Origin of the sequence: Saccharothrix sp. ALI-22-I (assembly GCF_001984175.1) — a bacterium.
Taxonomy (GTDB): Bacteria; Actinomycetota; Actinomycetes; order Mycobacteriales; family Pseudonocardiaceae; genus Actinosynnema.
Genome location: NZ_MTQP01000065.1, coordinates 363,940 through 376,788 on the forward strand (window position 1 = coordinate 363,940; position 12,849 = coordinate 376,788).

Genomic DNA, 12,849 nt, shown 5'->3' on the forward strand with positions numbered 1-12,849 from the left:
TGTGCCCGCCGATGTGATCCATCCTCGGCACAGCCTCTGTGATCTTGCCCGCATCAGGCTGTTCGATGTCGATCTCCTGGGTGATGGGCAGTGGCTCGTATGAGGTCGACAGCATGGTCGTCGGGTCGGATCAGGTGGAGACCACCAGGCGGACGAACCGCTTGTCGAGGACCTGCCCGTCATCCAGGTCCTCGTCGGCGACGTCGGCAGGGTAGGCGCTGATGATGGGTTGTGCGGTGCGGTCGTGGTCCCAGGCGCGGATCACGGCGCACAGCCGTTCGGCGAGCTGTTCGCCAGCGGGGCCGTGGCCGGTGGCGCCGAGCTCGAAGCGGCGTTCGGTCGCGTCGGGTGCGGGTCGGCGCAGGGTCAGGTAGGCCAGTGAGTCGCCTTCGACGAGGGCGGGGCTGCTGTAGGGGAAGGCGGGGTCGCACAGTCCGGCCTCGACGGCGGCCTGGGTGGCGGCGAAGCGGCAGGTTCCTGGTTCGGCGCCGGTCAGGCGGGGCCAGATGAGGTCGGTGGACTCCATCGGCACGATCGAAGCCCTGGACCACACGGTGGTCGCGGGCAGCGCGAGCACCCCGTGCAGGGTGTCCGGGTCGATGGGCTGGTCGGGGTCGAAGTGCAGGTCGACGTCGGCGGCGATGCGGGCTTTGCGTTCGCCGTCCTGGCCGTCGCCGATCATCGGGATGAAGCCGCACAATTGGCTGTCGGTGGCGCGCAGCACGCCGTCGTCCTGCTTGACGAAGGCGACGCTGCGGGTCTGCCCGCGCCACGTCAGCGGCACCACGAGTCGGCCGCCGGGAGCGAGCTGGGTCAGCCAGGCGGGCGGCAGGTCCCACGGGCCGACGGTGACGACGATCCGATCGTAGGGGGCGTGGTCGGGGTGGCCGAGCGCGCCGTCGCCGGTGACGACGTGCACGCGGTCGTAGCCGGTGGCGTCCAGGGCGCGGCGGGCGTGGGTGGTGACGTCGGGGTGGATGTCGATGGTGGTGACCTGGCCGGTGTCGCCGACGATGTCGGCCAGCAGGGCGGCGTTGTAGCCGGTGCCGGCGCCGATCTCCAGGACGCGGTCGCCGGGACGGGCGTCGAGCTGGCCGAGCATCATCGCCACGACGGTGGGCACGGAGATGCAGCTCGCGGGCCTGCCGCCGGGCTCGCCGGGCTTGATGGTGATGGACCTGTTGGCGTAGGCGTCCTCGGCGGTCGCGTCGGGCACGAACAGGTGCCGTGGCACGGTGCGCAGCGCGTGCTCCACGGCGGCCGAGCGCAGGTGTCCGGCCTCGGCGATGTGGTCGACCATGCGGTCGCGCAGCTCGTCCGGCCCGGTGTCGGTGGTGGCGGTCATCCGATTCCTTCCATGTCCAATGTCGCAGCAGGTGGTGGAGCGAGCAGCAGGCACGCGTCCCACCGGAACGCGGGCGCGGTGGCCGCGTGGCGGGTGAGCGCGATGCCCACGGTGCCTTCGAGAAGGCCGTCGCCGGTGACCGGTCGGCGGCCGTGCAGGTGGTGCTCGAAGCGGGTGTGCAGCCGTGGCAGCAGGGCCGTCAGCTCGCTGTCGGGTCCGGCGTCGGCGGCGGCGCGCCGGACGGCCTGGACGAGTCCGGCCCAGCCGTGGCAGAGGGAGGCGTCGTCGAGCAGGGCCAACTGCTGGTTGTCGGTGACGCAGGCGGTCAACGCGTTCTCGGCGGCGCGCTGCCGGCGTCGGTCGCCCAGCGCCAGGGCGGCGAGTTGTTGGGCGCGGGCGAGTCCGGGGGTGCCGTAGCACCAGGACGGCCGCTGCGGTCCATGCTGGTCAACGGACCCGGTGCGCCATTCCGTCGGCCGGATCGTGCCCGGCCACCACGGCCGGGTCAGGGTGCCGCACTGCCACCGGTCCAACCAACGGGAGATCCGGTCGATCGCCTCGGCCTGTCCGGGCACGGTGATGCCGCCGATCGTCGCGTGGGCCAGCAGCGCCAGCGGGCCGGCGATGCCGTGCGCGATGCCGAGGTTGGCGTGGCCGCCGGGCCACTGCGGCGAGGGGAGGTCGGCGGGTGTGTTGTCGGTCCACCAGCCGGGAAGGTCTTCGCCGTCGACGGTCACGGGCTCGGTGGCCAACCGCACCAGGTAGGACAGCACCTCCCGCGCGAGCGCGTCGTCACCGCCCTGGTGCAGCAGGTACGCGCCGAGGCCGGTCAAGCCGTTGATCAGGTCGAACTCGCGCAGTCGCGGCAGGCGGCCCCGGTCGATGCGCTGGTGGGCGGCGTCCAGGCGCTGCCGGACGAGTCTGGTGACGTGGCGGTCGAGCGTGTCGATCGCGGACGTGTAGGCGGGTCGGTCGGCGGCGCGCAGGACGAACGCGACCGCCGGAGCGCCCCGGAACAGGCAGGCGTCGGGGTGCGCCGTGACCGGGCCGCGGGTCATCGCCGCGACCCACCGGTGGGCGGCGATCCAGTCGGTGAGGCCCGCGTGGGCGTGGGCGACGTGCAGCAACGCGATCCCGGCCGCCCCGAAGGACAGCGATTGTCCCCAGTCCGGCGAGGGATCCTGCTCCGGTGGTGCCGCCGTTGCCGGTGGGCTGGGCAGGTCGGTACCGGTCATCGGCCGCCGCCGTCGCGTGGCCGGCGGGCTCGCCGGGCGAGGGCTGCGTGCCGGGTCAGCCGGCGGCACGCGTGTTCGCTGTCCGGGTCGATGCCGATGGCCCGGTTGTGGTGCATGTGCAGCAGTGATTCCAGGACGGCGTCGGTGTCCGCGTCGGACGGCAGTTGCACACGGTAGGCGGTCAGCGTGTCGGCACGGGACCGCCACGCCCGCTCGACCGGCTCGGTCCAGCCGGGCAGCCGGCGCAGCGCGGCCGGGTCGGTGGCCAGCCGGATCGCCTCGTCGGTCACCGCGCGGTCGGTCGCGGGAGTGGTGCGCACCCGGCGGCCGGTCAGCCAGTCGGCCGCTTCGGTGGGGCCGCCGAGGAAGCCTTCGACGATGCCGACCATGCTGGCCACGGTCAGCGCGGTGGGGTGCGCCGCCGTGGCGGGCAGGTCCCGCAGCATGGCGGCGACCAGACGGGAGTCGGCGGCGAAGACGTCCTCGGCCGCGGCCAGCGTCGCGCCGTGCCCGTAGCGGCCGACCTCCGGGTGGTAGGTGTCCAGCACCAGCCGTCCGATCAAGCCTGCCTGCCGCATCCGCTGCGTCCACTCCCCGAGCGCGTTGGTGCACGCAGAGTAGTGGCCGGGGTCGGTGCGCAGACGCAGCCGGAGGTGGTCGGTCTCGCGGGTGCTGTGGTAGCGCAGGAACCACCAGCACGGGTCGCCGTCGAGTCCGTCCAGCAGCGCTGGCAGGTGCCGGGCGATGATCTCGTTCATCCGCTCCGGATGGGTGTGGATCTTCGCCGTGAGCCAGCCCGAGTCGGGCGCACCGGGCAGGTGCCCGTGCGTGTTGTTCACCTCGGGCAGTGCACCGCGCAGCGGGTTCGGGGCAGCCGGGCGGGCGGTGACCAGCGGCAACGCGATCTCGTGGGCGTGGTGGTCGATCCAGCCGTAGTCGGCGGCGGGGGTGGCCTCGTAGAGGACGGCCTGGCCGTGCCGGACGAGGTGAGCGTGCAGCAGGGTGGCGTGGGCCGGTTCGTCGAGGGTGAGGCGCAGGGTGCGGTCCGCGTCGCGCAGCTCGACCACGTCGGGGCAGCCCCACAGCCGCCGCCACCGGTCCAGCAACTGCCGCCAGCCGTCGTCACCGGCCGGACCCGGCGGCAGGTCGGCGGTGGCCAGCCGCCACTGCGCCGGAGACAGCACGATGCGGCGGTAGCGCACCCGCGGCAGCACCGGCAGGTTCGCGTGCGGACCCCAGTCGAACTGGTACCAGGCCGCGCCGAACGCGCGCGGCAGCTCGGCCAGGAACCGCGCCAGCGGCGGCGGCTGCTTGTCCAGCGCGAGCGCGTGGAACACCTGCGGCTCGACCACCCGGCGCCGGGACCGGCTGACCAGGTACAGCCGGTCCCGGGTCGCGGTGACCGCCAGGTCCTCCACGGTGATCAGCGTCGCGGGATCGCCCGGCGCGCGGTGTTCCCCCAGCGGGATCACGTGGTCGAGGTAGACCGGGACGCGGCAGACGTTCTCGGCGGGCGCGTACTTCGGGCCGAAGCTCAACTGGGCGCGCAGCGCGCCCTCGGTCGCGGCGGGCAGTGCCCGGTAGACCTCCGCCAGCCCGGAGCCGGTGGCCATCGGGGTGAAGCGGCTGGTCAGCGTCCCGGCCGAGCGGGCAGGAGCGACGGTGAGGGTGAACTCGCCGCGCTCCACCGCCAACGCACTGGTGGCGTGGACGCGGGCGGACAACTCCACGTGCGGCGGGATGTACCGCTCGTCGAAGTCCTCGTCGGTCAACCTGGCGATGTCGTCGTCGGTCAGCACGATCTCGCGGGTGCCGTCGGCCATCGCCCGCCACGCCAGCGCCGCCAGCCGCTCGTCGCGCCGCGCGAACCCTGGGACCGGCGGGGACAGCACACTGCCGTCGTAGCGGGCCGGGTAGCCCAGGCTGGCGTCCGGGGAGACGACGTCGAGCAGCGGCACCAGCGTGCCGGTGCCGTACCGGTCGACGAACTCGGCGTGATAGTTCCGCCAGGCCGGGTCGCCGGTCGGGTGCCGGGTCGTGCGCAGCAGCGCCGAGGCGGCACGTTCCATCTCCCGCACGACGCCGTCGGGCACCCGGACGTCGCAGTCCAGCAGCAGGTCCGCCGCCAGCGGGGTGCGGCCCGCCGGGGACAGCCGTCGCATGTGCTCCAGCAGCGTGGCGCGGAGGCGGTGCTGCTCGGCGAGCGGGGTCGCCTGGTCGTTGTGGTGGCGAAGCTCGGCCAAGACGGCGTCGAGTTCGCCGAGCAGGTCCGACATGCCCGGCAGGGCGCGGGCATCGGCGTGGTGCAACCGGGCAACCAGGTGGGCGAACGGGTCGGTGACCGTGAACGGCGCGCGCAGGTCGGTCAGCAGGTGGCCCTGCCGCACCAGGTCGGTGAGGGTGTCGAGGACCTTGCGCCGATCGGCGGTGAAGTCCTCGGCGAGCTTGTCGACCAGCACACCGAACCGGACCGGGGTCGAGGCCGCGTCCCGGACGGCCGCGACCACGCTGGTGTACCGGATCGCCACCCGGTTCGGCCCGTGCGGGACTTCGAGACGGTCACCACGCCGCACGGCGAGGTCGTTGATCGTCACCTCCAGGCGCTCCAGCAGCTCCGGAACGGCTTCGGCTCGGGCGGTGATGTCGGCCAGCCACTCGGTGTTGACCCGCACGGCCGCTCGGTGGTCCTCGCCCCACCGGACGCGGGCCGTGCCGGACACCGTCGCCGGGGCCACGCCCGCGAACAGGCCGAAGGGCGTGGGGCGGCCGATACCGCGCAGCGCGTACCGCGCGGTGGACAGGGTCGCGCTGCGGATCTGCCTGTCGGGCATCGTCTGTCCCGCCCGGATGGCGTCGACGCGGTCGGCCAGCGACGGGCTGGCCTGCCGCACGGCCTCCGCCAAGCTGGGCCGCGACCACATCCGGTCCAGCCATAACCGGCAGCACGGGATGTCGGTCAGGTCGGGCCACCGGTCGGGCGCGTCGGTCAGCGGCGCCGCCGCGGCCCGCAGCAGCGCGACACCCGTGTGCCGGTACAGCGGCTTCTTACCAGCGGGAATCATCCGTTCCTCCGGAATGTGCAGCGCGGGACGGGCAGCCAGAGGGCCGGGCGGACCCGGCCCTCTGAGTCGAACCGGACGGTCGTCCTCACACGCCGCCGGTGACGCAAGCCGACGCGCAGGTGGGGTCGCAGCCGTCATCGGTTCCGTTGGTGCACGCGCCCTGCGCACCGTTCGGTGCGTCAGTGATGACCTGGATGTGGAGAGCGAACGGATCGTCCACGGCCAACGCCTCGGCGTTGATCGTCGCGGTCATGATTTTCCCCTTCGTCGGGTGGGTGCATCGTTGTCAACCCGGCCGGGAAAGCGTGTGAGAGCAAGGCTTTCGGGCCGGGAACCTTTCGTGTGGCGAGACTCAGGTGGCGGGTGGTCGTCGTCCGGTTGCGCCGTCCCCTCTGCTTTGTCCAGCAGCACGCGGGCAAGCTGCATCAGCTCATCGCCAAGTTCACGCTCGACCTCGGCCAGCGGCACGGTGTAGGACGTCGTGGTGGACCCGGTTGCGTCGTTCATGAGGCGCCCGATGTACCGGCCAAGGGAGCTGTTGACGCTCGTGAGCCAGGACATGTAGACGAGTTGTGCCTTATCCATGACGGCCTTTCGCCCAGGTGTCGGCATCGGGCGTCGGCAACTCGTCGTCGATGACGATGAGTTCGGTGGCGGTGTGCTTGATGCGCTGCGTCAACAACGCCCGAGCGTTCACCTCTTCGGACAACCGGTCCAGGTGAGGCACCACGACGCCGTACGACTCCCGCAGTTCGAGGACTTCCAGCAGGGCGCTGAACCCCGGCCGCACGATCTGGTCAGTCGGAAGCCGACGGTCGATCCGGACGCCGGCCAGCTTGAGGCCACGCCTGCGGCAGAACGCGGCAATCTCATGTCGCAACGCCGCGATCTCGATCTCGTCGGCTTGCTCGGTGTGCAGGTATCCCCACACCACCTGGTGGGCGTCGCGGGTGTTGCCGCTGGTTGTCATGACGTAGGCACCTGTTCCCGGGTTCGCACCACCAAGACGACGAGGTAGGGCGGCACCCGACGCCGGGGGCGCGTCCACCGGGATCAGTCGGGGAAGATCCAGTGGGGTTCATCCGGCGTCAGGTGCCTGTGACGAGAGTGGACCTCACCTGCTGTTTTGCGGTCGCGCTCGTCCGCATGTGCCTATGCGGAAAACTCATCACCGGCTACGCTGCGTGCGCGTAATGTGACCGGGCTGGCGCAGTGTCACTACGGGGGAACCGGGCGGGGATTGCTGACATGGGCAGGCAGCAGGAAGTTCGCCATTGTCGCTGCGGCACACGACTTGCCCGCGACAACCGAAACTCGCTGTGCCACGCCTGCATGAAGGTCGCGCGGCAGCTCCAAGCACAGCCCCCAGTGGTGCCCGCCGAGTTCTGGCAGCACCCGACGATGCGGCAGGCGCTCGCCGCCTGTGACATGGGCGCGGTCATCCGGGCCTTCCGTACCCATCCCTTCCACGGCCGGGGCATTCCCCAAGAGGTTGTCGCGTCGTGGGGCGGCATCTCCCAGGCCAGGCTGAGCCACATCGAGAACGGCGAGGAGATCAACAGCCTCAAGAAGCTCATGCGCTGGGCGCATGTCCTGGGCATCCCCAGCGACTTACTGTGGTTTCGGATGCCGAGCGCACCGCCAGAGCCCGGCGACAAGGCTTCGGCGGTGCGACAGCACCAGGCGACACCGCTGCCCGATGAAGCGCCAGCGAGCCAGGACAAGCACGGGCTCGTGCTGCCAGTGATGATCAATGGTCGCCCGGTGCTGCTGCCGCTCGATGCGCGAACCGCGACTGCCAGTGGCCTCGACGCCATCCTTGACCAGCTCGGTGAGGCCACCGGGCAGTCAGGGAACACTGCCGTCACGGCCACCGAATGGGGCGACATGAGTCCACTGAACCGCCGATCGCTGATCAAACACGGCTTGAGCATCTCGACGCTGCCCGCGCTCGGCCTGCCGGAGAGTCCGCGGCTCGCCGCCGCGCTCGACGACGCGCGTCGATACGTCGACGGCACGGTGGTCGAGTACTTCAGGAACCAACTGGTGGCGTGCAAGACGGACGACGGCATGGTCGGCACCCACGGGACGCTGCCGGTGGTGCTCGGACTGCTGGGCGCCATCGAGCACCAGGCCCGGGACGTGAAGACGAACGTCCGCCGGGAGTTGCTGGCGGTGGGTGCCGACGTGGCCGAGTTCGCCGGGTGGCTGTACCGCGACCTACGTGACCTCGCCACGGCGCTCTACTGGCACGACCGCGCCATCGAGTGGGCACAGGAAGCCGGCGACATGCCGATGCAGGGCTACGTCCTGGTCAAGAAGGCACAGCTCGCCTACGACGAGCGCGATCCCATGCGGATGCTGACGCTGAGCCAGGCTGCCCAGCACCCGTCATTTGATCTGCCCAAGCGGGTCAAGGCCGAGGCGGTGCAGCAGGAAGCGCGGGCCGACGCCATGCTAGGAGCCTCCATCGACGCCGTCGAGCGCAAGCTGGATGAAGCGCGACGGCTGCTCACCGAAGCCGAAGATCGGCCTGATGAACGCGGCCTGGGGGCGCACTACGGCGCACCGCTCCTGACCATGCAGGCCGCCATCTGCCAAACCGAAGCGGGGCAGCCCCGCCGCGCAGTCGCCCTCTACGAACGCACGCTCACCGAGCAGAACTTCTCGCCGCGGGACTACGGGTTCTTCCTGTCGTGGATGGCCGCATCGCTGGCGCTGGCCGGTGAACCGGATCAAGCCGCTGTCACCGGCGTGGCGTCGGCCCGCCGTGCCAAGGACGCCAACTCACAGCGAACCAAACGCGAGCTGGTCCGGGTACTCCATGTCCTCAAGCCCTGGCGGAACCGGCCGGCCGTACGGGGCCTGCACGAAGCCGTTCACGGCTAATAGCTAACGGTGCGTCGTCACCCACTGCGTCACGGCGGCGATGACGGACGCCTGCCACTGCTGGCTCTGCGGGTCGGCGTACTCGGGATCATCATGGACGGCGAACCCGTGTTGGGCGCCCTCCAACTCGATCAGCTGATGTTCGCAGGTCAGTTGGCTGTCGGCTGCCCGTGACGACTCGACGGGGATGAAGGTGTCCTCGGTGCCGTGGACGATGAGCGTCGGGGCGGCGACATCCCCCAGGGTCGCCCGCGGCTGAAGCCAGAACACCTCGTTGAGCATCGGCCGGCCGAGCTTGAACGTCGGCGAGTGGCCGACGAAGCCCTGTTCGAGCAGTTGCTGCCCGGCCTTCTCGCTGATCTGACCACCTTCCCAAGCCCGCTTCTCGTCCACGAACCGCTTCTTGTAGTCGATCAGCGGGTTGAACAAGACCAGCCTGGACACCTCGGCGGGCATCTTGGCCGCGTAGTACGCCGCCACGCCGCCCGAGAAGCTGGCCGCCACCAAGCTCACTGACGACAGTTCGGCCAGCCCGCGCAGGTGGTCGAGTCCCGAGCGGATGACGTTGAGCATCGAGGACAAGGTCAGGTCCTCCTGACGCCCTTCGCTCGTGCCGTGGCCAGGGAGGTCGAAGCGCAGGGAGGTGACACCGGCTCCAGCCAGTCCGTCAGCCAGCCGGGTGAAGAAGCCGCCCTCTTCCCGCGTCACGCCGGCCCCGTGTACCAGCAGCACGGCATGCGACGGCGCGCTGGCGGGCGAGGTAAGGGTGCCAGCGAGGTGCAAACCATCGAGCGTGCGGACAGTGGCGCTCGTGCTCCGAGGCTGCATCTACGGCTCCAACTCGTCGGCTGCACCATCCATGATCCCGAGCCGGTGTATGCACAGCAACATCGAGAGCCTGATGCCCGCCTACTCGTCGAGATGCGCCGATGAACGCTCGGCGAGCCGGAGTAACTAGCGGACTTCGGCGACTCGCCAGTCGAACGTCGTGCGCTCGACTGCCGCGAGCAAGCGGTCCTCACGGCTGTCCCAGCGGGTCAGACGCCGGTCCGATGGGCCGAGTTCGATGCGTTCGAAGAGGGTCTTCGCGATGGATCGGCGGCCGGCGAGCGACAGCGCTTCCCAGCGCGGCGCACCGACATCGACCGTGAAACGGCCGTCACCCAGCAACTCCAGGCCCGCCGCGCAGGTGGTCAGTTCCGCAACGCGTCGCTGTGCGGCTTCCAGTTGCGGCTGAACCGCGTGCTCCAGGGCTGCCAGCGCAACGGCTGAGATGCCGTTCGGCGACGCGAACGACGCCCTGGCCTCGTCGAGCCGGGCTTGTAGGCGCGAGACCTCAGCCTGTGCTTCGGACGCCTCACCGTCCGGTGGCACGAACAGCCCTCGGGCATCAGGGCGGGAGAGGCGCTTGAGGATGACGTCGGTGACGATGTCGTCGAGATCGTCCACGCGCACCGAGACGCAGGTGTCGTGGAAGCACCGGTAGCGGGCAGGGCGTTGCTTGCCCTCCGGTGCGACGTTGAGCGGCAGACCGCACGGGGCGCTGGCGATGTAGCTGAGGAAGTGCTTCATCGAGGCAGGTGCCGACCTCTTCCGGTCGGGGGCGGTGAGGACCGCTACCGCTCGGTGGAAGGTGGCTTCGTCGATGATGGGCTTCCAGTTGGCCGGGAACAGCTCTCCGTTGTGGCGGCGCATCCCGATGTACCGCGGGTGGGTGGCGATCGTCTTCACCGCCACGGACGACCACGGCTTGCCCTTTGGCCCGAGGAAGCGGGAGTTCAGGTCTTCGACGATGTGCTTCAGGGGCTCCTCGGCGGCGCACCGCGTGATGATCTCGCGAGCGATGTCGGCCCGTTCGTCGGGAACGTCGACGTAGAGCCTGCGGTCGGTCTGGTCGTACCGGCGGGTGTAGCCGTAGCCAGGGCGACCGTGGGACTTGCCGGCGAGCGCTGCGCCGGCGATGCCACGGCGGACCACAAGGGACTTCTGCTCAGAGTCGAAGCCCGCCTCGACACCGTCGTCCATCAACGTGCGCCAGTCCCGTGGAACCCTTGCGTCGTAAGTACGTGAGTGCGCCGTCGCGTGGATCAGCACGCCACGCTCCCGGCACAGGTCCACGAACTCCGCCCAACTCGACACCGTGCGGTCGCCGCGGGAGAGGTCCCACATCACCACGACGTCGAGTCGGCCCGCCTTCACGTCCGCGACGAGCTTCCCCCAGTCTGAACGCTTCTTCTTCCCGAAGCGCGACGCCGAGACGTAGTCCGAGTACCGCTCGACGGTCTCCCATCCGTGCTCGCCGCACGCCGCCTCGTTGACGCGATGTTGGTCTACGACAGGGGAGGCGTTGCCTGCGGACTGACGTCCGTACGAGCCTGCATGGGAACGGCCGGTCATAGTGTTACTGTAACTGCGGTACTCAGTAATCCAACGTCGTGTGCCACTCGTAGTGCGATACCGCGAGCAGGCGCAACAGCACGAACATCACTGCGGCACCGGTGACGAGGACGGTGTCCGCGTGGGGCTTTTCGGTGGTCACGGGGGGCACTATCGCACCTGCGGCTACCCTTGACCCAGTCGCACAATCCCGTACGAAGGAGTACTGACCGCCGTGAGCGAGCGCACCCTGGTCCTGGTCAAGCCCGACGGCGTCAGCCGCGGCCTGGTCGGCGAGGTCATCTCCCGCATCGAGCGCAAGGGCCTCACGCTGGCCGCCCTCGAACTGCGCACCGTGGACCGCGCGACCGCCGAGCAGCACTACGCCGAGCACGACGGCAAGAGCTTCTACAACGACCTGGTGGAGTTCATCACCGGTGGTCCGCTGGTCGCGCTGGTCGTGGAGGGCAGCCGGGCGATCTCGGCGTTCCGCCAGCTGGCCGGCGGCACCGACCCGGTCGACAAGGCCACGCCGGGCACGATCCGGGGCGATTTCGGCCTGGAGGTCCAGTTCAACCTGGTGCACGGCTCGGACTCGCCGGAGTCCGCCGAGCGCGAGATCAAGCTCTGGTTCCCGAACCTCTGAGCTGCCACCCCCGAACGGCCCGGAACCGTGTGGTTCCGGGCCGTTCGTCGTGACGGGCGGAAAAGCCTAGGAGCGCTGGGCGGCCGAGGCCGGGATCAGGGTCTGGTTCGCGAACCTCTGAGCGGCGCCCGACCAGCGGCCCGGTGTGAACCCGAGGCGCTGCGTCCGACGACCGCCGGCGAAGACCCACAGGCGCAGGGCGGCGAACCGGACCAGCCCGCCGATCACGCTCATCGCCAGCAGCACGGCCGACTCCTGGTCCACGGTCGGCGTCACGACCAGCGACGCGACCAGGTACAACCCCAGCGAACTGGACGTGCAGGCCCACAGCCCGCTGATCACGTTCTGCGTGAGCATCCGGCCGCCGGCGGCGGCGTGCGCGCCGCCGAAGGTGAACCGGCGGTGCAGTTCGGAACCCGCCACTGTGGTCACCGTGACAGCCACCACGTTCGCGGTCATCGCGGGCATCCACCCGCGCAGCGCCGCGTAGATGGCGATGCTGGCGAGCGTGGACACCGCTCCGACCGAAGCGAACTTCGCCGCTTGTCCGAGGAGTCCGTCCTTGCCCGTCAGCATCATGGTCAGAGTCTGATCTGTGAGGGTCGCTCAGCCCTGTGCGTTTCCTGTGTACGGGCTGTGAGCCTCGTCGTGGAGCGGTGATCCGCGGCACAGGCATGGTCGACAAGGCCGCAGCCAGCACGAATCGTGGCCTAGGAGCGCCGCGGCGACGAGCCCAGGCCGCCCGCGGCCGAGCCGTGCAGCACGACGCCCTCGCGGTGGCCGAGCGGGAGGTACATGCGGACGTCGTCGAACCGCATGTCGCCCACCGCGATCACGTTCGGCAGCCGGCCCCACTCGCGGAACCCCAGGCGTTCGTACAGCTGGATCGCGCCGTGGTTGTTGCCGCGCACGCCGAGCGTCAGCATCTCCAACCCGGCCGCACGGGCGTGTTCGATCACCGCGCGCACCAACCGCGAACCCAACCCCAGCCCGCGCGCCGCCGGGTGCGACGTCACCCGCCGCACCTCGGCCATGTGCCCGAACACCTCGCTGTCGGACCGCCGCCACGTCGCCGTGCCGCGCAGCACACCGTCCACCCGCGCCACGACGAGCGCGCCGTCCTGCGGTGAGCCGAGCACGCGGTCCAGCCACGCGTCGGTCTCCGCACGCCCCGGCGGGGTCAGCCAGCCGATCGCGCCGCCGGCGGCCACCACCGCGTGCAGCACCTCGTGCACCTCGGCCCGCAACTGTTCATCGGCCACCGTTGGCCAGATCAGGTCGATCTTCACGGAGCCA

Annotated in this window: 12 protein-coding genes; 2 read left to right on the top strand and 10 right to left on the bottom strand. The window is 70.4% G+C overall.

What is annotated here, in order from left to right; translation table 11 throughout:
• Positions 1–130: 130 nt before the first annotated feature.
• From fxlM to ALI22I_RS28495, 6 genes are all read right to left on the bottom strand, one after another.
• Positions 131–1,345, bottom strand: coding sequence for a methyltransferase, FxLD system (fxlM, locus tag ALI22I_RS28475; protein ID WP_077008605.1), 1,215 nt, complete (start codon positions 1,343–1,345; stop codon positions 131–133).
• Positions 1,342–2,580 carry a lanthionine synthetase C family protein gene (locus ALI22I_RS28480; RefSeq protein WP_083752088.1) on the bottom strand — a complete coding sequence of 413 codons (1,239 nt, stop codon included), beginning with the start codon at positions 2,578–2,580 and terminating at the stop codon, positions 1,342–1,344. The genes fxlM and ALI22I_RS28480 overlap by 4 nt, the downstream gene beginning before the upstream one ends.
• A complete protein-coding gene (locus ALI22I_RS28485; protein WP_077008606.1) occupies positions 2,577–5,642 on the bottom strand; it encodes a lantibiotic dehydratase in 3,066 nt (1,021 codons plus the stop codon). Before ALI22I_RS28485 ends, ALI22I_RS28480 begins: the two co-directional genes overlap by 4 nt.
• Before the next feature lie 85 nt (positions 5,643–5,727).
• The gene (locus ALI22I_RS47970; protein WP_083752072.1) at positions 5,728–5,895 is read right to left on the bottom strand and encodes an FxLD family lanthipeptide; all 168 of its coding nucleotides are present in this window, start codon (positions 5,893–5,895) and stop codon (positions 5,728–5,730) included.
• A complete protein-coding gene (locus tag ALI22I_RS49665; protein WP_143532474.1) occupies positions 5,892–6,149 on the bottom strand; it encodes a hypothetical protein in 258 nt (85 codons plus the stop codon). The genes ALI22I_RS47970 and ALI22I_RS49665 overlap by 4 nt, the downstream gene beginning before the upstream one ends.
• Positions 6,150–6,219: 70 nt before the next feature.
• Positions 6,220–6,612 (bottom strand): recombinase family protein, encoded by a 393-nt coding sequence (locus ALI22I_RS28495; protein WP_077008607.1) that lies wholly within the window; start codon positions 6,610–6,612, stop codon positions 6,220–6,222.
• 278 nt (positions 6,613–6,890) lie between these two features.
• On the opposite strand from ALI22I_RS28495, the gene ALI22I_RS28500 reads away from it, so the two are divergent.
• Positions 6,891–8,531 (top strand): helix-turn-helix domain-containing protein, encoded by a 1,641-nt coding sequence (locus ALI22I_RS28500; RefSeq protein WP_202971085.1) that lies wholly within the window; start codon positions 6,891–6,893, stop codon positions 8,529–8,531.
• A gap of 3 nt (positions 8,532–8,534) precedes the next feature.
• Here ALI22I_RS28500 and ALI22I_RS28505 read toward each other — a convergent pair whose 3' ends face one another.
• Complete coding sequence (locus ALI22I_RS28505; protein ID WP_077008608.1) at positions 8,535–9,359, bottom strand: alpha/beta hydrolase; 825 nt, start codon at positions 9,357–9,359, stop codon at positions 8,535–8,537.
• 126 nt (positions 9,360–9,485) lie between these two features.
• Positions 9,486–10,928 carry a recombinase family protein gene (locus ALI22I_RS28510; RefSeq protein WP_077008609.1) on the bottom strand — a complete coding sequence of 481 codons (1,443 nt, stop codon included), beginning with the start codon at positions 10,926–10,928 and terminating at the stop codon, positions 9,486–9,488.
• 214 nt (positions 10,929–11,142) lie between these two features.
• Here ALI22I_RS28510 and ndk point away from each other — a divergent pair, with 214 nt between their 5' ends.
• The gene (gene ndk, locus ALI22I_RS28515) at positions 11,143–11,553 is read left to right on the top strand and encodes a nucleoside-diphosphate kinase (RefSeq protein ID WP_077008610.1); all 411 of its coding nucleotides are present in this window, start codon (positions 11,143–11,145) and stop codon (positions 11,551–11,553) included.
• A gap of 66 nt (positions 11,554–11,619) precedes the next feature.
• Here the strand turns inward: ndk and ALI22I_RS28520 are convergent, their stop codons facing one another.
• On the bottom strand, positions 11,620–12,132 hold the full coding sequence (locus ALI22I_RS28520) for a GtrA family protein (protein ID WP_077008611.1): 513 nt from the start codon (positions 12,130–12,132) through the stop codon (positions 11,620–11,622).
• A gap of 131 nt (positions 12,133–12,263) precedes the next feature.
• A complete protein-coding gene (locus tag ALI22I_RS28525) occupies positions 12,264–12,842 on the bottom strand; it encodes a GNAT family N-acetyltransferase (protein ID WP_077008612.1) in 579 nt (192 codons plus the stop codon).
• Between the last annotated feature and the right edge of the window lie 7 nt (positions 12,843–12,849).

Bases quoted from the DNA above. Each gene is read 5' to 3' on its own strand.
- ALI22I_RS28495 (WP_077008607.1), bottom strand. From the start codon at position 6,612: ATGACAACCAGCGGCAACACCCGCGACGCCCACCAGGTGGTGTGGGGA.
- ALI22I_RS47970 (WP_083752072.1), bottom strand. From the start codon at position 5,895: ATGACCGCGACGATCAACGCCGAGGCGTTGGCCGTGGACGATCCGTTC.
- ALI22I_RS28500 (WP_202971085.1), top strand. From the start codon at position 6,891: ATGGGCAGGCAGCAGGAAGTTCGCCATTGTCGCTGCGGCACACGACTT.
- ALI22I_RS28480 (WP_083752088.1), bottom strand. From the start codon at position 2,580: ATGACCGGTACCGACCTGCCCAGCCCACCGGCAACGGCGGCACCACCG.
- ALI22I_RS28510 (WP_077008609.1), bottom strand. From the start codon at position 10,928: ATGACCGGCCGTTCCCATGCAGGCTCGTACGGACGTCAGTCCGCAGGC.
- ALI22I_RS28485 (WP_077008606.1), bottom strand. From the start codon at position 5,642: ATGATTCCCGCTGGTAAGAAGCCGCTGTACCGGCACACGGGTGTCGCG.
- fxlM (WP_077008605.1), bottom strand. From the start codon at position 1,345: ATGACCGCCACCACCGACACCGGGCCGGACGAGCTGCGCGACCGCATG.
- ALI22I_RS49665 (WP_143532474.1), bottom strand. From the start codon at position 6,149: ATGAACGACGCAACCGGGTCCACCACGACGTCCTACACCGTGCCGCTG.
- ALI22I_RS28505 (WP_077008608.1), bottom strand. From the start codon at position 9,359: ATGCAGCCTCGGAGCACGAGCGCCACTGTCCGCACGCTCGATGGTTTG.
- ALI22I_RS28520 (WP_077008611.1), bottom strand. From the start codon at position 12,132: ATGATGCTGACGGGCAAGGACGGACTCCTCGGACAAGCGGCGAAGTTC.